The sequence below is a fragment of the Leptospira congkakensis genome (assembly GCF_004770265.1).
GTDB classification, from domain to species: domain Bacteria; phylum Spirochaetota; class Leptospiria; order Leptospirales; family Leptospiraceae; genus Leptospira_A; species Leptospira_A congkakensis.
Genome location: NZ_RQGQ01000004.1, coordinates 690,169 through 709,953, shown reverse-complemented (window position 1 = coordinate 709,953; position 19,785 = coordinate 690,169). Strand labels below are relative to the sequence as shown.

The following is a 19,785-nucleotide window of genomic DNA, read 5'->3' as shown; positions in this document are numbered from 1 at the left end:
GATGGGAATACTCAGGAGAAAAAAATGTCGCTTGCGAGAAAAACCGGTGCCTCTGCTTACAATGAATACAAAGCCAATGAGATATCTACCGTTAGCCAAATCAAACTGATTGTGATGCTCTTCGACGGAGCCATCCGATTCCTTGGTGTGGCAAAAGACAATATGACTCCCCGAAAATACGATGTTGTGAACAACAATATCATCAAAACCCAAGACATCATCACGGAACTTTTACTTTCACTCAATATGGAAGAGGGGAAAGAAGTTGCGAACAATCTATTGTCCTTATACGTTTATTTGAAGAAAAGATTGTTAGAAGCAAATATGCTGAAAGACAAAAAAATCATCGAAGAGTGTATCAAAATTCTCATCGAGTTAAAAATCTCTTGGGAAGAGCTGGAAAAAAAGGACAGTCCCAATCCAAACACAACTCCAGGCGCACGCCCTACTGGAATTTCCATCACTGGTTAATCTAAAAATATGATTTCCTCTAAACACTCTAACAAACAACTTTTAGAAAAAAAGATCCAATACTTAGATTCACTCATCACCAATCTAAAACGAGAAGAAGAACTACTTTCCTATCGTGATGCAGATTCTGCTGTGAAGTTGGAATTTAAAAATGAAATCATTGTTCGTAAATTGGAAGCCATCGATAGGGAAATTTGGGAAGCAGGGGATAAGGAAATTCATACGGCAGAAGAAATAGCAATTTCTGAATCTGTATTTTCAAAGTTGGATGAAGCAAGAAACCTCCAACAGAAAGTACAAGAATTACTTGTTTTCGAAATGAATGAGAGTAAAAAAGAATATTGGGAATTCAGTATCAAACGTAGATTGAAATCACATTTGGTGCAATCTTCTGGCCTCTCATGGACAAAAAATTACTGTTAAATGATTCCCTTCACTTTTTAGGCCTTGGCCCAAGGTTTACGGAATCGGAACTCAAAGAATCATATCATAAACTAGCCAAAAAATACCATCCTGATTCTGGTGAGTTTACCAGTGATGTGATGTTTTTGGAACTAAACAAACATTACGAATCCTTAAAAGACCATCTCCTCATCCATCCGGAGGATGATTTTTCACTAGCGGGTAGCGGTGATGTTCGTGGTGATTCGGAAGTTCCACCCATAACAAAACCTTCCAAAGACCCCGTCTTTCATGAATACAAATTGGCCAAAGAAAAAGAAACAGAAGCCATTTTACGTTATTACGAAAAAAGAAATCTCCATCCCATTGAACTTTCGGAGAATTTGAACAAAGAACTTGTTCAGCTTCGTAAAGACCTTGAACCAGTGCTTCATGTATATGCAGAGATTTTAAAAAAACATTCTACTAGTCTTTGGGCAAATGATGCAAAAGATTCTTTGGAACGCCTTCGCGTTTGGTGGAGTTGAAATAAAAAAGCCGGAGTAGACCCCGGCTTTTTTCTCTAAATAATTCTTTCTAATTATGGAACATCTTTGTTTTCAATCTTCCAAAAAAGAATCCTTTTGCTATTTTGGAATTATGGGGAAGGAGCAGCTGCTTCTCCGCCTACAAGACCAAGTGAAATTTCTGGAATCCAACTGATGAGGATGAGTCCAATAAGGAATAGTCCCACAATAGGAGCTACCGATTGGATCACCTTACCTAACGGTTGTTTGAAGATACCTGAAGCCACAAATAAGTTTACACCTACTGGCGGCGTTAAGTAACCGATTTCTAAGTTCACAATCATAATGATTCCGAAGTGAACTGGATTGATTCCGTAATTGATAGCCATTGGTGCAAGAAGAGGGGCTAACACAAGGATCGCACTCATAATATCCATAAACATTCCCACGATGAGTAACAAAATGTTCACACCAATGAGGAAGGTCACTGGGCTTGAGATATGTCCAGACATAGTCGCCACGAGATTCTGAGGAATTTCGTTTTCGATCATGAACTTGTTCAAACTCACTGCCAAAATTAGAATGAGAAATAGAATCCCGAGCATCTCAGCACTTTCTGCCATGATTTTAGGAATTTTTGGAAAACTCAGTTCTTTGTGGATGAACACTTCTACAATGATTGCATAAAAAACGGCAATGGCAGCAGATTCTGTAGCTGTAAAAAATCCAGAGTAGATTCCACCGAGGATGACCACAGGCATAAGAAGGGCAAGAGTTCCTTCTTTCCAAGCCACACGGATTTCTGCCCAGTCCCATTTGCCACGTCCTATATTTCCTGCGCGAAACACAGAATAAATCATAAGAAGAGACATGAGTAAAATTCCAGGACCAATCCCTGCGATGAAAAGATCGGTAACCGATACTCCCACCATAATCGCATATACGATCATTGGAATACTCGGAGGGATGATGATCCCAAGAGTTCCCCCAGAGGCAAGAAGTCCCATGGAAAACTGAGTGGGGTATCCTGCTTTGGTAAGAGAAGGATACATGAGTCCACCAATGGCAATGAGAGTTACCGGAGAGGATCCAGAAATGGCAGCAAAAATCCCGCAGGAAAATACCGCTGCAATCGCAAGGCCTGCTGGAATAGGAGCTGTCATTGCAGCAGCAATCCGAATGAGTCGTCTTGCAATACTTCCATGTGTCATCAAATTTCCTGCGATGATGAATAAAGGGATCGCTAGAAGGATTTCTTTATCACCCGCAAAAAACAAATCCCCAATGATACTGTTGAGTTCCTGGAAGGACTCAAGAGGTGGATCTGGCAAAAAGTAATAACAATACACTGTGATGGCACCCATAAGTACAATCAAAGGTTGTCTGAGTAAAATTAGAGCAAGTAAGAGTAGGAGTATTCCCCAAGAACCCATTAGTGATTCCCCCGTGAATTTGATTCGGAAAGTTCTGCTTCTGCAAGTTCCAATGCTTCCGTTGCTTCATTGATATCGGAAGGAATGAGAGCCGGAAAAATTCCATAACACAAATGTCTAAAACCCATAGAGATAAAGATGTAAGGGAAAATAACTTGTACTTTCCATAAGTGAATTTCTGTTACAGGATTCACTTCATCTAAGCTGATACTTTCTAGAACATAAATGACTGATAGGTAAGCTAGGAATAAAAAGAAAAAAGAAATTACCCACTGTTCTATAATCTTAATATAAGGTAAGAGTTTTTTTGGTAATACTTTGTCTGCAATTTCTGGACGTAGGTGTGAACCTTTGGCACTCGCAAGTGCGGAACCGAAAAGGCCTCCCCATAACATAAAATAGAGGGAAAGTTTTTGCGCCCAAATGATTCCACCAAGGCCTAACCACTCTAAAAATCCAGAACTTCCAGCGTGAATGGATTCTGAAATATAAACACTCCAATCTCCCATAAAACCGGCAACGCCAGTATTGGGATAGGCTTCTGTGATTTCTATAATCCAATTAAAAACTTTATCGACTACTTCTCGTTTGGAAACGTCAGCAATCATGAGAAGAGTGAGCAGAAGGAAACAAATTCCTCCCGCCCATTTCTCGCCGAAACTCAAAGTATTTAGAATTCGTTCGACGAATTTCATGTATCTATATCCTTCCTTAACTTATCCGCCGCAAGCTGCTTTGGCTTTTTGGATTTTGTCGTAGATCTGCTTGGACTGACCACCGATTTTTCCAACAACTTGGCCTGAAACGGCAGCAGCTGCAGATTTAAAACCAGCTAAATCAGAACTCGAAGGTTCATACACAACAACATCCGCTTTTTTAAGAGTGGCAATCATGTTCTTCTCGATGGAACGAACTGCTTGTCTAGCACCTGGAGCGAGTTTGTTTCCTTCTCCCATAAGAGTTTTCTTTTGGTCATCATTCAGAGTGTCCCAAAACTTTTTGGAATAAAGGATGGCTGCTGGTTGGTAGATATGGCGAGTCAAAGTGAAATATTTGATCGCTGTTTGCCATTCCGCTGCCAAAGTGAAAAGAGGAGTGTTATCAAATCCTTCTACCACACCAGTTTGGAGAGATGGAAGAACTTCTGGGATGGCAATGGGAATTCCGCTCACACCTAATTGTTTCCAATAAGCAATATGAACTGGAGATTCTTGGATTCTGATTTTAACACCTTTTAGATCTTCAGGAGTTTTTACTGGAGCGGATTTGGTTCCAATCGAACGATAACCGTTTTCAGCCCAAGTCACAAAGATGAGTCCTTTTGCTTCAAATAATTTACGGAAATCTTCTTGTAAGTGGTCGTCAAGAACACAGTCTGCTTGTGCATAAGAGTTGAATAGATAAGGAATCTCTAGAACGTTTAGTTCTTTTACCGTGTTGGCAAGAGCTCCTGCAGTAAGACCAGCACCTTGTAGTTTTCCACGAATGACTTGTTGGAGGATTTCGTTTTCTCCACCCATTTGTCCACCAGGATAAATTTTAAACTTAATTTGGCCTTGTGATTCTGATTCAATTTTCTTTTTGATTTTGGCAAGTTCGTTCGCCCACGGAGATCCTTCCGGTGCTACTGTTGCCAATTTAACGGTTGTTTGGGCAAATAAACCCCCACTGATCGTGAGGGCCAAACTTACACAAACTAAATACTTTAATTGTCTTAAAAACATCTAGTTCTCCTAGTTAATGTCTATAGTTCGTCTAGTAATTTCTTAGCTTTACGTTGTTCTACAATTTGATCCGCTTCGATTTCAGGAAGGGATGCAGCTTTTCCTTTCAAAACATAATCTAATTGTTTTTTGAATTTGTCTTCGTTACCTTTAAGGCTACTTTCTGCATACAATACTCGAACTGCAAAGTAGTTCGGGTGTTTTGCAATTGCATCTTCAAATAACTTAGCTGCTAGTTTTTTATCTCCTGTTGGAGAAAGAGCGTTACTTGCTGCATCATATCGGAGTGTTGCAGAGTAGAAATATTCTTTACCCATGGATTTTTCGATTTCTTTGACTCGGTTCACCATTGCAGAAAAATTAGAACGGTTTGCTAGTAATGTTGTAAATCCTACCAAACGAGACCATTTTGCAAGGGATGCATATCTCCAGTAGAGAGCATCAATGTCTTGTGGACCAAGAACATCCAAAGATTTTTCAATCGCTAGTTTTTCTTTGACTACTTTGTCTCTAAATTTTGCATTTAAAGCAAGAGCAGCTTCACACCAAGTCACAGCAGCATCGTAAAATTGGATGGATTCTTCTTTTACTTTTTCGTCTGCATCGGCATCACCTGTAAGTTTTAGCCAAAGATGTCCGTCACTTAAGAGATAGTTTCCACGACAGAGTAATACTTTTACATCTGCGTATTGAGGATTCTCTAATGCAAATTTTTCTAAACCAACAAGGGCTTGTCTTAGGTCTTGTTCGTTTTGTCTGTTTTTCCAGAGTTTTTCGATATCAGCTGGAAGTTTAGCTGGAGCAGTGGCTCTCTCTACATTTGAGTCAGAGATTTTCACTTGTCTGGATTTTCCGCAGGCAACAACAGAAACTAAAACAACTGCTGCCATTATTATTTTTGACCAATGTTTGGTTTGGTACATTTTGTATCATCCTCCAAAGATAACAGGGAATACTCCCTTTCTATTTGTGTCCTCATGGTTGGACTTTTGCGTTAAGAATTAGAATGATTCTAAAAAACTCAAAGTTTTCCCATGATTCCGGAAAAAAATACACGCATTTGACTTAAATGCAAGAAAGTTTTATTTTAAGGGACAATAAGAGTGTTCGAGGGGAAGGAAACCTTATACGAACTGGTGCTATTCTGTAAGTTAATAGCAAGGCCCAAAGTACGCATGGAAATGTAGGTTCCGGGAGTGAGGGTGGTGAAGATTCGGCAAGAAACACCGGCTGTATTGGGATTGGTCGAAGGATCAATTTCGAATATGTATTCAACAGGTTGCACAATGGCTGCTTGGGCCAATAAACATTCGGCTCCAATATTGAGGTCTGGTGGGTTTTGGGCTAAGGTTTCCGTGGCACCGGAGTAAATGCGGTAACCTTGGAAGATAAATTCTGGGTTTTGGGCCCTAACTTTGATGATAAAATTGGAATTTCCATTGTTTACTATGGAAATTAAGGTAGGAGGAGCCTGTACAGAGGCTGTTGTCGAGTAATTGGTACAACCGAAGGCCAATAGAATCAGTCCTAGAGAAAGTCGCTGGAATAAAAAAAGAGCAGTGTTCATTTATCTCCTCTTTTTTCTCGGTTTTTCCTCCGCCACCAATAGAAGGCAACTACAACGATGGCAACCGCAACGAGGCTGAGAATGATGGTTTGCCCATTTCGAACCCAAATCATCAGCTCGTCAAAATTATGGGCCCCATAATAACCTAAATAGACCCAAATAGGAACTGAAATAAGAGCTGCAAATCCATCTGTCAGGACAAAACGAATGAAACTAATTTGTTTCGATGTGCCAGCCGTAAAAAAAATAGGCATACGAAGGCCAGGCATAAAACGACCAAAAAAGACCACCCAACGACCATATTTTTTGAACTGTTCCTTTACCTTATCAAATCGTTCTGGATGGAGAACGGTTCTTAAAACAGGAAGGGTAAGTGCCTTTTCGCCGTAATAACTTCCGAGCCAAAATACAAAACTATCACCTAGTAGAACACCCGCCATTCCCACTAAAAACATGATATGAACATTTGCATAACCGAGACCGGCAATCACTCCACCAGCAGTGAGAGAAATATCTTCTGGGACGGGAAGACCAAATCCACAGAGGATTAGAATTCCAAAAACGGCAAAATAACCGTATTGCATAAAAATGGAAACTAGAGTTTGTAGAAAGTCCATGAGGGATTTATACTGATTTTATGGTTTCGTTCAAAAAGGAAAGAGATTTATGAAGAAAGGGAGAACTGAGCTTCTTGCCAGTGAAGAAAAAACCCTTGCTCCCTATGCTGTTGGGAGTAAAAATCCAGGGGATCGTGAGTATGAGGAACCAGAACATCCATACCGCCTTCCCTTCCAAAGGGATCGAGACCGAATCATCCATTCGCATGCGTTCAAGAGGTTAGACTATAAAACCCAAGTATTTGTTTATTCGGAGGGAGACCATTTTCGAAATCGCCTCACTCATACCTTAGAGGTTGCTGGAATTTCCAAAACCATTTCGAAGGTGCTGGGTTTAAATGAAGATTTGAGTGAAACCATTGCTCTTGCCCATGATTTGGGTCATTCTCCTTTTGGTCATGCAGGCCAAGAAGCTCTTTCGGAACTTATGCGTGGAAGGGGTGGGTTTGAACACAACAAACAATCGTTACGTGTAGTTCAGAAATTAGAACGAAGGTATCCCGATTTTCCTGGCCTTAATCTTTGTGGTGAAACTTTACTTGGGATTATGAAACATGGTGGTGATTACGAAAAGTCAGATCTTTTCACTGTCCGCCAAGACCTTGGCCCCTCACTCGAAGCAATGGTCGTAGATAGTTCTGATGAAATTACATATAGTGCTCATGATTTGGAAGATGGATTAGAAAGTGGACTTCTGGAACTATCAGATGTAAAAGATCTAAAAGTTTGGAAACGAATGGAAGAGGGACTTCCTAAATCTATTTTTTCTGATAAAGATTCTATCTCAAGATCTTTGGGCCGAGTCATTCTCAATCTAATGGTTTCAGACTTGATCGATAGTATCGATGAAAATTTGAAAAAACTTTCGATCCAAACAAGGGAAGATGTTTCTTCTGCCTTTCAAAATCAAAAAAAAATAGTTCAATTCTCTGAAGGATTCCAAAACGAATTTAAGGAACTGAAATCCTATTTGTTTGCCAATCTCTATCGCCATCCCGAAGTTTCTCGAATGAGTGAACGAGGCAAAGAAACTATATTTTTGCTTTTTAAACATTTTGAGTCTCATCCTGAATCCATTCCTGAATCCTATCGGAAACGAGAAGAAGAGGAAGGTCGAATGAGGGTTATCTGCGATTATATTGCTGGAATGACGGATCGATATGCCATTGAAAAGTTGAAACGAGAAGGAATCCTTTGGTTTCCTTACTAATTGAAAATAAGGAAATTTAGTTTTAGAAAGTTTGGAGTCTTTTTCTATGTATCAGTTATATTCCCATCCTCGTTCGCCTTATAGTATGCGAGTGCATATTTATTTGCGATATAGAAACATACCCTATGAAACGGTAACAGTTGCTTTGGATAAATTAGAAAACCGGAAAAGACCATATTTACAAATCAACCCCTATGGAAAGGTTCCAACATTTAAAGATGGAGATTTTGTTCTGGCGGAATCGTCAGCTATCATTCGTTATTTGGAAGAAAAACATAGTTTTCCAAATCCATTTTTTTCGACAGAGCCCCAATCTAGGGCAATTCTAAACCAAGCCATCAACCGTTGTGAGTCTGAATTTTGTTTTCCAGGAAGTGTTGTCTATTTTGCTAAAAAGTTTCTTCCAGAAGAAAAATGGGACGAGAAACGAATGAAAGATTCAGTAAAACGAATGGGTAGACATTTGGATATTTTGGAAGGAATTTTGGAATCCAACGATTACCTACACGAAAACCGGTTTGGTTTTTTAGAGGTTTTATATGCTCCTTTTATCAAAAATATTCCAATGATGGATATAAAGATTCCGTTGTCCGTTGAGAATTGGGTCAAACGAGTGTTAGAGATTGAATGTGTAAAAGAAATTTTAGGAGAATAAAAGATTGGTCTAACAAAATTTTTATGAATTGAGAATTTGATTTTGTTCAGATTCTTTTTAGAAGTTTGGATTTAACTCCTTTAGAAATCTATTTTGTAAGGAATGAGAGAGATCTTTCCAGTTTTTGGCCCAGTCTGCGGATCCTTCTTTGCCCACAAGATTGGTGACGGCTAAATAAGCTGTGACCGTTACCGAAAAGTTTGCTGCCACTTTTGCGATTCCAAATAGTTCCAAATTTTCCACCTCTAAATTTTCCCAAGAGGATTCTGGCGGTTTTTTGAATTCTGTCAAACTGATAGTCGTGGGTGCATTACACTTAACCATTGGGATTGATTTGTCTGGAAAAAGTTCATAAAACTCTGGGGATTCAGGAATTTGTTTGGAAAGTTTTAGCGCGTGGCTTAGTTCTTTCGTGTAAACAAAGTTTGGTGAAACTATGGATCCAATAGAAATCTCTCTCCATTCGTAGGCCCCACAAGATCCAAAAAATATAATATTTTGGATTTCTTTGTTTTGGGAGAGATATTTGTATAAATTGATCCCTGCCTCTAAATTACCAATTCCCATCACATCTAAGTGAGGGAATTTTCCGGAAGTACGAAGGATTCCGATTTCTCCTTCGAATGCTCCTGTAATCAGTGTTTGGTGAGGATTAAAGGGCAACAAGACCTTCTGTTTCCGGATACCCATACATCAAATTCAAATTTTGTAAGGCTTGCCCAGCGGCCCCTTTAACGAGGTTGTCTAATGCTGAAACAATCACCAAAGTATTTCCTTTGATTCGAAATCCAAGATCCAAATAGTTTGTGTTTTGAACCTTTCTGATTTCAACTTCTTCCGGAGTTTGATACAACCGAACAAAAGGTTCCTTCTCTGCGGCCGATTGGAATTTTTCTCTTACCTGTTCTGCACTAATTCCTTTGGGGAAAGAAACATAGATGGTCGCTAGAATCCCTCGGTAGATGGGAAGTAAATGCGGAGTGAAGTGGATTTCTTTTTCTTCTGTTCCTACAAATCCATACTCTTCCATTTCTGGTTCGTGTTGGTGAGTAAGAATTTTATAAGCTCGGAAATTTTCATATACATTGGTATAAGCGAATTTGATTTCTTCGGTTCTACCACCTGCGCCACTGACTCCAGATTTTGCATCGACAATCACCGGATCTTGGATTTCTTTTCTAAGATTTCCGAGAAGGGCAATTGGTAAAATTGCAGAGGTCGCATAACAACCTGGATTCGATACAAAATTAGTATTTTTTAATTTTTCTCTAAAAAGTTCGGGCAGTCCAAATACAACTTGGTCCATCATTTCAAATTCTGTATGGGAAAATTGGTAAGCAGTTTCGAATTTAGCCTTGTTGTGGAGTCGAAAGGTTCCTGATAGATCGATGACTTTTCTTCCTTCTTTCAGAAAGATTGGAGCTTTTTCGAGTGAAACTTCATTGGGAGTTGCAAGGACAATCCCTGCCTCTTTGGGAACAGGAGCATCATGTTTTTGAAATTTTAAATCAGGCAAATGGCTGAGATCGGGGAATACTTCGCGGATATGTTTCCCGTCCACTTGGTTGGAAGTGACATGTACGAGTTCAAAATTTGGATGGTGGGCAAGAAGTTTTGTCAGTTCTTTTCCCGTAAGACCACCAGCACCAATGATTGCCAATTTTGTTTGTTTCATATTGAGGGAACCAAGGTCAAGATTTTGAGATTGGTTCGTGCTGTCAAACGGCTCTTTTTAGAATTGGCTTGATTTTATCAAAACATCCTATCTAGTGATTTGACCTTTATTATGGTTACATCCGCCGCACTCCTTTTACAATTTTCGAATCAGATGAAGTCCAAAGGACTTTTGATTCTTGTATCCATTCGGATGGTGATTGGTTGGATTGGGGTGATTGCTTCCTTTTTGAATTTTGGAAAACCGCCATTTTGGGTCGCTTGTTTTGTTGGGTTTTATTTTTTATGTTCTTCCTTTTTTGCTAAATATAAAATCCAAAACAAACTGGTTTCTGATTTAGGAAATCTTTCTGTGATGGGTTTTTTGGTTTTGGATTTTTTAATCATTCTCTTTGGATTTTATTTATCTATTTTAAATCATCCAAAAGAGTTAGTTGCTACACCCATACAAAACGCTATTTTTTTCTCAATTTTCTTTTTATACCAACTTTACATTGGTTTTTTTCTGCATCGGAAATTTTCCGCTATCATGGGAATGGTTGTGGTTGTTGGTTATATCGGTGGACTTGTTGTTGCAACTCTTAATGGTGCTGAATTTTTTGCGGGGTATCGACTGGTTCCTCAAACACCGAATCGAATTGTATTACCTTTGGAAATTTTAAAAGTCATTTTGCTTTTAGGTATTACTATTTGTATTGTTCGATTGGTATCTTTTTTATTGGATATATTAGAAAATAATAATAAATCTCTGGTGGAAGAGTTAAATAAAATAGAAACAACATTATTAAAAAATGATCGATTGGTGACACTTGGAACTTTAGCTTCTAATGTTGCACATGAAATCAATAATCCACTTGCCGGAATCAAATCTATGAATGAATTTCTTTTTGAAGAAGAATTGTCTTTTTTAAAAAGAAAGGAACCACTTTGGATTGAAAAAGAAAAACAGATTCTTTGGAAACATCGCTCAAGACAGGAAAAACGAGAAGATTATGATTTGATTATGAATTTTTTTTCATTTTTGCCAAAAGGAGATCTTAATTTTTTAGCTGATAGATGTATTGATATAGGAGTGGATCATAAAAGTTTTGAAGGATTCACAAAAGACAATGTTAAAGATTGGGACTTTGTATATCTATGGCTCAAATTTAAAACTATGGAAAAAGCAAATTTATTGGTTTCTAATGCGATCAATAGAACCGAAAAAGTAATTTCTACCTTTCGTCAATTTTCGTTACCATTTTTTGAACAAGATAAATCCAAGGTTTTTGTTGGCGATGGGCTTCGTGATATATTATTTCTTTATAACCAATACTGGGAGATGAGTCGCAGTTTGATTACAGAAATTGATGAGCAATTAGAGGTTTTTGTTTGTGAACCAGCGATCAAACTTGTATGGTCGCATTTACTTTTTAATGCCATCCAATCCACTACTGCCAATTCAGGGGAAATCAAAATTAAGATACATTTGCTAAATGAAAGAGAAGTGGAAGTGTCCATTGCTGATAATGGTTCGGGAATTCCTGATGCATTACAAAACCAAATTTTCCAGCCATTTTTTACAACAAAGGAAAAAGGAGAGGGGATTGGGCTTGGACTTTATATTTCAAATGAAATCATCAAAAATCAAAATGGAAAGATGCATTTCGAATCTCATCCCGGAAAAACAATTTTCTCCGTGATTTTACCAGTTGCAGAATGAAAAACATCGATTAAAATTCTATTCGATATGGTAACGATAAAATCTTTTTTTCAAAAATACATCTTATGGATTGTCATTTTAGTTTTCGGTTACAATTGCCAAACGAAAAAACTGGATCATGAAGCGGCGGCAATCGCTATTACGAATGAAGCTAAAACAAATTTGGTACAAAAATTGAATTTGGCACTGCGTGAAGGCGGAACCAAACAAGCCATTCCATTTTGTAAGCTGAATGCCATTGGTTTTACGAATCGGTTGGGCCAAAAACATGAAGTCACACTACGACGAATTACAAACAAACCCAGGAATCATTCGAATCTTCTTTCTGTTGAAGAGGAAAAGATTTTTTTAGAAATAGAAAAATTAAAAACGAGTGAAGGTGTATTTCCCAACAAAACTGTCACGTCGGATGAATCAGTGACTGTATACGTCCCAATTCCCGTAATGGGTTTTTGTCTGCAGTGTCATGGAAATTCGAATGAGATCCAAAAAGAGACAAAACAAATTCTCAATAGAGAATATCCAAATGACAAAGCCATTGGTTACCAAGTTGGGGAACTCAGGGGACTGTTTTCGGTGAAATTTACTAAATAAATCTCCGAACCAATACAAAAATGAATCCGATTACATTGATTGCAGGCAAACAAGAGTTATCTGAAATTGTATTGGAATACGGTTTACATGGCTTTTTGGTTTGGGATACAACAATCGGGATTGTTTACCCAAGTCCCGTTGCTTCCAAGTCCATGGGGATGTCCAATGGACAGTCCTTTCCAGCAGAATGTATTCTTACGAGTTCTGGGGTTCGTTTGGAAACAACCCTTGGTTCCAAAGATTCCATCCTGGGTCGAATTTGTTTTGATCCAAGTAATAGCGCTGGATTTCCATTTCGAATGTATCTTAAGGAATTCACAGACTCTGGAAAACAGTTTGTACTCATTGTTTTGGATTCCAGTATGGAGTTACCAAACAATACAAATCCTCATATTTTACAATCCACTGAACTCTCCAGAGATTTGTTTTCCTCTTCATTTCGAAGTTCAAGCATTGGAATGGAAATCGAAAATCCTCATGGTGAAGTGATCGAAGTGAATCCCATCTTTTGTCAGTGGCTTGGATATTCGGCAGAGGAATTAAAAACAAAATCGATCTCGGACATCACTCATCCAGAGGATTTGAAAATTGAACTTTCTTTTTTGGAAAAACTAAATCGGGGTTCTATCCAAAGTTTTCAAATTAAAAAACGTTATATCGCAAAAGATGGAAGTTTGATTTGGGCAGTTCTGAGTAAGTCCATCATCAGAGATCATTTGGGAAATCCAATTTATTATCTTTCTCAAATTTTAGATATTACTGAATCCTTACAAGCAGAGATTGAACTACAAAATTTATCCAGACTTCTAGACCAAGTGGCTGGCCTTGCTAAAATTGGTGGTTGGGACTTAGATTTAAAAACCAATAAAGCAAACTGGACCAATGTAACAAAAAGAATTCATGAAGTAGAAGATGATTATATCCCGAGTGTCAGTGCTGGGATTAGTTTTTATCCTTCGGAAGAGAGTCAAAAGAGGATCTCCAATGCAGTGGATTTATTATTAAAAGAAGGTAAAGAATACAATTTAGAATTGGAGATGGTGACTGCCAAAGGAAACCAAACTTGGGTTAGAACGATTGGGCGAGCCGAGTATGAAAATGGAAAAATCGTAAAGATTTACGGAACCATTCAAGATATCAATGAACTGAAAAAATGGGAAATGGCACTTGCTGCACAAACGGCCATTTTATGGTCTTTTGTGGAACATGCCCCAGCCGCCGTTGCCATGTTAGACCAAGAGATGAGGTATGTGGCTCTTAGTCAACGTTGGATTGAAGACTATAAAATTCCACTTTCCAAAGAAGAAATCATTGGGAAAAGTCATTATGATATTTTTCCCAATATTGGTCCCGTATGGAAAGAAATTCATTCACGAGGATTACGTGGAGAAGTTTTAAAAAAAGACGAAGATGTTTGGCGCCCACCTGGTTGGGAAAAAGACCAAGTGTTACAATGGGAAATTAGACCTTGGAAACAGTTAGGTGGTGGTATTGGCGGAATTTTAATGTTTACTCGGGATATTACAGAAGCCTATGAAACAAAATTAGAATTAAAATATGCCAAAGAATTTGCTGAAAAAGCATACAGTGCAAAGTCAGAATTTTTAGCGAATATGAGCCATGAGATTCGGACTCCACTAAATGGAATCATTGGCTACTCTGACTTACTTGCAGAGACATTAGAAAATTCTTCTTATAATGAATACGCACAAATCGTAAAACAGTCGGCCCATGCGCTTTTGAATATCGTAAATGATATTTTGGATTTTTCCAAAGCTGAAGCTGGAAAATTACAATTAGCTGAAGAACCGAATGACTTAAAAAAATTGGTTTTGGAAGCAATCAAAATTATGAATATCCAAGCCATTATCAAGGGTTTGGACATTCATTTTCATGTTGAAGAAAATATTCCTCCGCTACTGATGTTTGATTCCAATCGTTTAAGACAGGTGATTTTAAATTTAATTGGGAATGCAATCAAATTTACGGAATCAGGATTTGTTGAGTGTAATGTGAAACGATTGGATTTACAGGATCCTCATAAAGTAAACTTACGAATCACAATCAAAGATACTGGGATTGGCATTGCAAAAGTTAGCCAAGAAAAGATTTTTGATTCCTTTACTCAGGAAGATTTTTCCACCACACGAAAGTTTGGTGGTACGGGGCTTGGTCTTGCTATTTGTAAACAACTTCTTACTCTTATGAAGTCAAATTTACAGTTAAAAAGTGAATTGAATCAAGGAAGTGAGTTTTATTTTGATATCCAATTAAGAATTCCTGAATTTGATCCTGAATTGAATCCTTCTGAATCAGAAACAAAATCACAAGAAGAAGGTCATCTCCATCGTTCCAAGGTTAGCGAATCTTTTAAAATTTTGGTTGTAGAAGACAATGCAGTCAATCTTGGGCTTATGAAAAATTTTATCAAACGGATCTTACCAGAAGCGAAAATCCTAGAAGCTCAAAATGGAGAAGAAGCAATCCAGGTATTCCAAGCAGATCCACCTTCTTTGATTTTGATGGACATTCAAATGCCTATTATGAACGGATATGATGCCACTAAAGAAATTAGAAAACTAAAGATTGGGAAAGAACTACCCATCATTGCAGTGACTGCGGGGATCATTGCTGGTGAAAAAGAGAAATGTTTGAGTATTGGAATGAATGATTATATCAGTAAACCTGTCCAAAAAGAAAATTTAAAACAGATTCTTTTGAAATGGTTATAAGTTTTAAAACTTAAAAAAACAAACTGGAAAAACCTACTCATACGATTGTAAATCTTGGATTCAGTCAGGGAACTTCTCCTTAGGATTCCGGAGTTTAGGTTCCTGGGGTTAGCGGAGGTTGCTGCTGATCGAAAGCAAATTGCCTACCCGTTTCCAATGGATCAAATGGTGGTGAATCTTTAGAATGGAACCGCTACTAACAAAAAATTTCCTTTCTAACGTATCTCCCTTCAAAGGCTTTTATCACCCAAAACGTTAAAAACGGTGCAAACGCATTTTTAGAACGTTTTTAACGGTAAATTTTTATTTTTTCTATCAGCCCTTGATTATTCGTTATGCAGACGAGATATCTTTTTTATTAGATTCCTTAAATATAAAATAAATTGATTTGGAAAATCTTCTATATCTATGCGAAATCGAATGAAACAACTATTAGTATTAATATTCTTCATAACAAACTGTGTATTAATTCCTACAAACAACCAATCACAAACAGAACCTGGCATTTTTGCCTTTTTATTAGGCCTTGTTGGTGGTTCTCCTCCTTCTTCACAAAACCTAAGTCCAGGAACCACCATTGACCTGTCAGGTGATGGGATCCCCGATGGAACACTTATTGATACTGATGGAGATGGTATTTCTGATTCAATCAATCTTACGGGAGGAACCATTCCTAATTTAGTTTTGATTGATACAAACGGAGATGGGATTCCCGATGCAGTCGATACCAATGGAGATGGAATTCCTGATTATTATATTAGTCCAAATCCTCCTGGTTTTTTAACCACAGCACCTGGTGGATCAGGAAATCCGGTTGTAATCATTTTGGATGCAAACGGCAATCCATTAGGTTTTGATACCGATGGAGATGGAACTCCGAACGATACAACCATCGTTGCTATCTTGAGTGATACAACTCCACCCACAATCACAAGTTCTTTGTTAGCTGGAAATTATTCTACAAGTCAAACTACAACACTTACTTGTACTGACAACAAAGCACCTGGTTCTATTGTTTATACTTTGGATGGATCCACTCCTGCTTTTTTCCCAAAAACCGGAATTGTTCTTACGACATCCTCTAAATCTATTTCTCTTTCGACAGAAGGAACTCATACCCTCCAAGCTTTTTGTCGTGACCTGGCGGGAAATATATCCTCAACATTAAACATTGTTTATACGATTGATACAAAAATCCCAGCACTTTCGATTGTAAGTCAATCTTCACAAGCAATTAGTTCTTCTTCCGGTGCCATTGGAAGTTCTACTGCTACTTGGAGGTCTGATCGATCAGGATCTTTTACCGTTAGAGAAGGGAGCTCTTGCGAATCAGGTACCATCGCTACTACAGGATCGGCCACTGCAAACGTAGACCAAGGATTTGTTCGTTCTCATACTCACTTCACAGGGGAAGGAACTAAAACCTATCGTATTTGTGTCACTGGTTCTAATGGACTGACAGGATTTGTTTCTCTCACTCTCACAAGAGATGATACAGCACCAGTGGTGACTGCACTTCCCGGTGCCGGAAGTTATGGAGATGCTACTTCCGTTTCTCTTTCTTGTTCGGATACAGGTGGTACTGGCTGTGAACAAATTGTTTATGCGGTACAGGTTGGTTCAAGTCCCTCAAATCCAGATATCCAAGGAAATACTGGAAATGTAATCAGTGGAAGTTTATATACTTCTGCTATCGCAATGAGCGATGCAGCAGTCACCTATACAAAGTTTATTGCTAGAGACAAAGCCGGAAATGTTTCGAATGTCAATTCTCAAAATTATACAGTGGATACACAAGTGGCTACGATTACCATCAATTCACATACGGCTGCAATTAATGGAACATCTAATGTAACAATCAGTTGGCAAAGTTCCAAGGTTGGATCTTACCAATTTCGTATGGGTGGTTCCAGTTGTTCGAATGGAACCGCTCTTACCAATACAGGAAGTAATGCCAATGTCACTGGAAATGCTGCTCTTGCAACCAACATCACAACGACGATTGCAAACTCACAATTTGTGGAAGGAAACAATACGATTCGTATCTGTGTTGCGAACATGGTGGGAAGTTTTGGATCTACAACTCGTTCTACAGAGAAAGATACTGTAGCTCCTGTTGTATCAATGGCTTCCCCTTCTGGGGTTGGCCCTTTTCCCTCAGGAACACAACTCCAACTCAGTTGTGCTGATACGGGTGGCCTTGGTTGTGATAAAATCATTTATACATTGAATGGGACTGAACCTACATTTGATGGAAGTGGTGCTGTTACCAATGGAACCGTTTATTCTTCCGCAGTTGCACTTTCCAATGGAAACCAAGAAGTAAAATACCTCGGTCGCGATTTGGCTGGAAATCTAAGCACAGCAGCTAGCCAAAGTTTTTATATTGGTCCACCTGATGCTCCCAATTTTGTGGAAGCCCAAGCTGGAGGAAGTTCCGCCGTTGTCCAGTGGTGGCCTGTTTCTGGAGCCACTTCGTACACAGTGTACTATGGAACAAGTCCTGGAGTGACTACATCTTCCAGTAGTTTTGGGCCAGTGACAAATCCCAATGCTACTGTTACTGGTTTGAGTAACGGCTCCTTTTATTATTTTAGAGTGGTGGCTAGTAGTTCAGCAGGGTCCAGTGCCGTTTCGTTAATGGAAGCCGGGACGATGGTCTTGAATGCTGCTCCAGGAACAAGTACACTTGGATCTCATTTTGATATTTCTGCAGGCCAAGGCACAAATGCCGTCCCATACCAAGCCTCAGCAGTGATTGATCCAGTGAATCAGAAACTGTTAGCTGTTAGTCAAAATGGAACCAACAGTAACAAACCTAGTTTGTATCGTTGTGATTTGGATGGTTCTAATTGTAATCATATTGACATTTCAGCAGGGCAAGGATCCAGTTCTGGAACTTCCGCCAGAATCGTTATAGATCGAATTCATTCAAAACTATTGGTTGCTGCATTAAATAATGGTCGTTTGAGTTTATTTCGTTGTAATCTGGATGGAACAAGTTGTACCCATAGCGATATATCGGCAGGACAAACGGGAGTTCAAAGTTCTCCCTTTCCTGTGTTAGACTATACAAATAAAAAGCTCTTGGTAGTAACAAATTATGTAGGAAAATCCGCACTCTTTCGTTGTGATTTAGATGGAACAAATTGTACGTATACAAATATCTCCGCAGGACAGCCAACAAATTCTGGCCAATCACCAAGTGTTGTCATTGATCCGATTCATTCTAAACTTTTGTTTGTAACAAACAATTGGAGTGTTGGTGGTGCGGGTGGTAGTGGCAGGCCAGGTTTCTTTCGCTGTAATTTGGATGGGAGTAGCTGTGTTTTTATTGATATCACTGCAGGCCAAGGTGCAAGTTCTGGAACCTATCCATCTATAGTTGTTGATTCGATAAATAGGAAGTTTGTTGTAACGACCTGTAATGGTTCCAACAATTCGAAACTTGGAATGTTCCGTTGTGATTTAGATGGAACTAACTGTAGCCATACTGATATTTCCGCAGGGCAAGGACTTAACTCGGGGAATGCTTCTAGTGCGATCATTGATACCGTGAATGCTAAATTGATAACGGTCACTGCCAATGGCGCCAATAACGGGAAACTCGGTCTCTTCCGATGTAACTTGGATGGGAGTAGTTGCACTCATACGGATATTTCTTCTGGACAAGGAACCAATTCGGGAAATATGCCTGCGACACTTCTGAATCCATTTAACGGGAAAATATTGGTTGTGACACAAAATGCTGCCAATAATAACAAACCGAGTCTTTTTATCTGGTAAAGGTTTGGACGGTTGTTATGTTTCTGATGCAAACAATGATAAATCTAAATTGGAAAGAGAGAACATTACATAAATGCTACTGTTATGAGCTAGGAAATGAATTTTGACTAAAAAACTTGTAATACTTTTATTTCTAGCTCTTTTCCAAAACAGTTTGATCGCGACTCCTTTGGATTTAGGTTTTGTAATTGAATTACCAGACGGATGGCAAAAAGACCAAAATGAAAAAGGTCCGGACGTTTATAAATCTCCAGATGGTGAAATTATATTTTTCGTGAATTCGTTGTACGGCGGACCTTTTATCAGTGCACGTTCACAGGAATTTCAAAATGGGATTCGTAAAACTCTTATAAAAGAAAACGCATCTGATATATTTTTCGACAACTCAGCTATTTTTATGGAAAGAGAAGCTGTAATTGTAAGATACAATGCACCTTCTGGGCAACAGGTAGTTTCCTATATATTTGTGGATCAATGGAAATATCATTCAATTTATTTCATCTCTCTGAAAGATCCACTTCTTAGTGCTGAAGTTCAATCAATGATAAGGTCTGCACATTTTGCAATTGGGCATTGGCCAGCCTGGGCACCACCACCTTTTGAGTTGGGGCAATTTCTCGTTAAATTGATATATTGGATCGTAATTTTATTCTTGGTTTTGTTTGTAATCAGGTTGTTTTGGAAAAAGAAAACTGATACCGATTAAAATAAT

Annotated in this window: 18 protein-coding genes; 10 read left to right on the top strand and 8 right to left on the bottom strand. The window is 38.5% G+C overall.

Going from position 1 to position 19,785, the window contains the following annotated elements:
* The first annotated feature begins 24 nt into the window (after positions 1–24).
* From fliS to EHQ70_RS04420, 3 genes are read left to right on the top strand one after another with little or no spacing between them, the layout of a single operon-like run.
* Positions 25–471: a flagellar export chaperone FliS gene (fliS, locus tag EHQ70_RS04430; RefSeq protein ID WP_135583862.1), complete on the top strand. Its 447-nt coding sequence runs from the start codon at positions 25–27 to the stop codon at positions 469–471.
* Between the two features lie 9 nt (positions 472–480).
* Positions 481–894: a flagellar protein FlgN gene (locus tag EHQ70_RS04425; protein WP_135583860.1), complete on the top strand. Its 414-nt coding sequence runs from the start codon at positions 481–483 to the stop codon at positions 892–894.
* On the top strand, positions 873–1,400 hold the full coding sequence (locus tag EHQ70_RS04420) for a J domain-containing protein (RefSeq protein WP_135583858.1): 528 nt from the start codon (positions 873–875) through the stop codon (positions 1,398–1,400). Before EHQ70_RS04425 ends, EHQ70_RS04420 begins: the two co-directional genes overlap by 22 nt.
* A 110-nt stretch (positions 1,401–1,510) precedes the next feature.
* Here the strand turns inward: EHQ70_RS04420 and EHQ70_RS04415 are convergent, their stop codons facing one another.
* The 6 genes from EHQ70_RS04415 to EHQ70_RS04390 form a co-directional block, all read right to left on the bottom strand.
* Positions 1,511–2,812 (bottom strand): TRAP transporter large permease, encoded by a 1,302-nt coding sequence (locus EHQ70_RS04415; RefSeq protein ID WP_135583856.1) that lies wholly within the window; start codon positions 2,810–2,812, stop codon positions 1,511–1,513.
* Positions 2,812–3,507: a TRAP transporter small permease gene (locus EHQ70_RS04410; protein WP_135583854.1), complete on the bottom strand. Its 696-nt coding sequence runs from the start codon at positions 3,505–3,507 to the stop codon at positions 2,812–2,814. The genes EHQ70_RS04415 and EHQ70_RS04410 overlap by 1 nt, the downstream gene beginning before the upstream one ends.
* A 21-nt stretch (positions 3,508–3,528) precedes the next feature.
* Entirely contained in the window at positions 3,529–4,536 is a 1,008-nt protein-coding gene (gene dctP, locus EHQ70_RS04405; RefSeq protein ID WP_135583852.1) for a TRAP transporter substrate-binding protein DctP, read from the bottom strand.
* A 20-nt stretch (positions 4,537–4,556) separates the two neighbouring features.
* A complete protein-coding gene (locus EHQ70_RS04400; protein ID WP_135583850.1) occupies positions 4,557–5,459 on the bottom strand; it encodes a TRAP transporter TatT component family protein in 903 nt (300 codons plus the stop codon).
* Between the two features lie 164 nt (positions 5,460–5,623).
* Positions 5,624–6,103 (bottom strand): LIC11661 family lipoprotein, encoded by a 480-nt coding sequence (locus tag EHQ70_RS04395; RefSeq protein WP_135583848.1) that lies wholly within the window; start codon positions 6,101–6,103, stop codon positions 5,624–5,626.
* A complete protein-coding gene (locus tag EHQ70_RS04390) occupies positions 6,100–6,720 on the bottom strand; it encodes a DedA family protein (protein ID WP_135583847.1) in 621 nt (206 codons plus the stop codon). Before EHQ70_RS04390 ends, EHQ70_RS04395 begins: the two co-directional genes overlap by 4 nt.
* 49 nt (positions 6,721–6,769) lie before the next feature.
* Between EHQ70_RS04390 and EHQ70_RS04385 the strand changes: the two genes are divergently transcribed.
* The gene (locus tag EHQ70_RS04385; RefSeq protein WP_135583845.1) at positions 6,770–7,930 is read left to right on the top strand and encodes a deoxyguanosinetriphosphate triphosphohydrolase; all 1,161 of its coding nucleotides are present in this window, start codon (positions 6,770–6,772) and stop codon (positions 7,928–7,930) included.
* 46 nt (positions 7,931–7,976) lie between these two features.
* Positions 7,977–8,585 (top strand): glutathione S-transferase family protein, encoded by a 609-nt coding sequence (locus EHQ70_RS04380; protein WP_135583843.1) that lies wholly within the window; start codon positions 7,977–7,979, stop codon positions 8,583–8,585.
* Positions 8,586–8,642: 57 nt separating this feature from the next.
* Here EHQ70_RS04380 and EHQ70_RS04375 read toward each other — a convergent pair whose 3' ends face one another.
* Together EHQ70_RS04375 and argC are read right to left on the bottom strand one after the other, a co-directional pair.
* The gene (locus EHQ70_RS04375) at positions 8,643–9,251 is read right to left on the bottom strand and encodes a phosphorylase (protein WP_135583841.1); all 609 of its coding nucleotides are present in this window, start codon (positions 9,249–9,251) and stop codon (positions 8,643–8,645) included.
* Positions 9,238–10,260 carry an N-acetyl-gamma-glutamyl-phosphate reductase gene (gene argC / locus EHQ70_RS04370; RefSeq protein WP_135583839.1) on the bottom strand — a complete coding sequence of 341 codons (1,023 nt, stop codon included), beginning with the start codon at positions 10,258–10,260 and terminating at the stop codon, positions 9,238–9,240. The genes EHQ70_RS04375 and argC overlap by 14 nt, the downstream gene beginning before the upstream one ends.
* Before the next feature lie 111 nt (positions 10,261–10,371).
* Between argC and EHQ70_RS04365 the strand changes: the two genes are divergently transcribed.
* The 5 genes from EHQ70_RS04365 (at position 10,372) to EHQ70_RS04345 (ending at position 19,779) form a co-directional block, all read left to right on the top strand.
* Complete coding sequence (locus EHQ70_RS04365) at positions 10,372–11,961, top strand: sensor histidine kinase (RefSeq protein ID WP_135583837.1); 1,590 nt, start codon at positions 10,372–10,374, stop codon at positions 11,959–11,961.
* A gap of 27 nt (positions 11,962–11,988) precedes the next feature.
* Complete coding sequence (locus tag EHQ70_RS04360) at positions 11,989–12,555, top strand: Tll0287-like domain-containing protein (RefSeq protein WP_135583836.1); 567 nt, start codon at positions 11,989–11,991, stop codon at positions 12,553–12,555.
* 20 nt (positions 12,556–12,575) lie between these two features.
* Entirely contained in the window at positions 12,576–15,287 is a 2,712-nt protein-coding gene (locus EHQ70_RS04355) for a PAS domain S-box protein (protein ID WP_135583833.1), read from the top strand.
* Between the two features lie 420 nt (positions 15,288–15,707).
* Positions 15,708–19,073, top strand: coding sequence for a chitobiase/beta-hexosaminidase C-terminal domain-containing protein (locus EHQ70_RS04350; RefSeq protein ID WP_244288221.1), 3,366 nt, complete (start codon positions 15,708–15,710; stop codon positions 19,071–19,073).
* A gap of 103 nt (positions 19,074–19,176) precedes the next feature.
* Positions 19,177–19,779 carry a hypothetical protein gene (locus EHQ70_RS04345; protein WP_167481686.1) on the top strand — a complete coding sequence of 201 codons (603 nt, stop codon included), beginning with the start codon at positions 19,177–19,179 and terminating at the stop codon, positions 19,777–19,779.
* Positions 19,780–19,785: the final 6 nt, after the last annotated feature.

Excerpts from the sequence above, each read along its gene's own strand:
- fliS (WP_135583862.1), top strand. The coding sequence starts at position 25 with ATGTCGCTTGCGAGAAAAACCGGTGCCTCTGCTTACAATGAATACAAA.
- EHQ70_RS04425 (WP_135583860.1), top strand. The coding sequence starts at position 481 with ATGATTTCCTCTAAACACTCTAACAAACAACTTTTAGAAAAAAAGATC.
- EHQ70_RS04420 (WP_135583858.1), top strand. The coding sequence starts at position 873 with ATGGACAAAAAATTACTGTTAAATGATTCCCTTCACTTTTTAGGCCTT.
- EHQ70_RS04415 (WP_135583856.1), bottom strand. The coding sequence starts at position 2,812 with ATGGGTTCTTGGGGAATACTCCTACTCTTACTTGCTCTAATTTTACTC.
- EHQ70_RS04410 (WP_135583854.1), bottom strand. The coding sequence starts at position 3,507 with ATGAAATTCGTCGAACGAATTCTAAATACTTTGAGTTTCGGCGAGAAA.
- dctP (WP_135583852.1), bottom strand. The coding sequence starts at position 4,536 with ATGTTTTTAAGACAATTAAAGTATTTAGTTTGTGTAAGTTTGGCCCTC.
- EHQ70_RS04400 (WP_135583850.1), bottom strand. The coding sequence starts at position 5,459 with ATGTACCAAACCAAACATTGGTCAAAAATAATAATGGCAGCAGTTGTT.
- EHQ70_RS04395 (WP_135583848.1), bottom strand. The coding sequence starts at position 6,103 with ATGAACACTGCTCTTTTTTTATTCCAGCGACTTTCTCTAGGACTGATT.
- EHQ70_RS04390 (WP_135583847.1), bottom strand. The coding sequence starts at position 6,720 with ATGGACTTTCTACAAACTCTAGTTTCCATTTTTATGCAATACGGTTAT.
- EHQ70_RS04385 (WP_135583845.1), top strand. The coding sequence starts at position 6,770 with ATGAAGAAAGGGAGAACTGAGCTTCTTGCCAGTGAAGAAAAAACCCTT.
- EHQ70_RS04380 (WP_135583843.1), top strand. The coding sequence starts at position 7,977 with ATGTATCAGTTATATTCCCATCCTCGTTCGCCTTATAGTATGCGAGTG.
- argC (WP_135583839.1), bottom strand. The coding sequence starts at position 10,260 with ATGAAACAAACAAAATTGGCAATCATTGGTGCTGGTGGTCTTACGGGA.
- EHQ70_RS04365 (WP_135583837.1), top strand. The coding sequence starts at position 10,372 with ATGGTTACATCCGCCGCACTCCTTTTACAATTTTCGAATCAGATGAAG.
- EHQ70_RS04360 (WP_135583836.1), top strand. The coding sequence starts at position 11,989 with ATGGTAACGATAAAATCTTTTTTTCAAAAATACATCTTATGGATTGTC.
- EHQ70_RS04355 (WP_135583833.1), top strand. The coding sequence starts at position 12,576 with ATGAATCCGATTACATTGATTGCAGGCAAACAAGAGTTATCTGAAATT.
- EHQ70_RS04350 (WP_244288221.1), top strand. The coding sequence starts at position 15,708 with ATGAAACAACTATTAGTATTAATATTCTTCATAACAAACTGTGTATTA.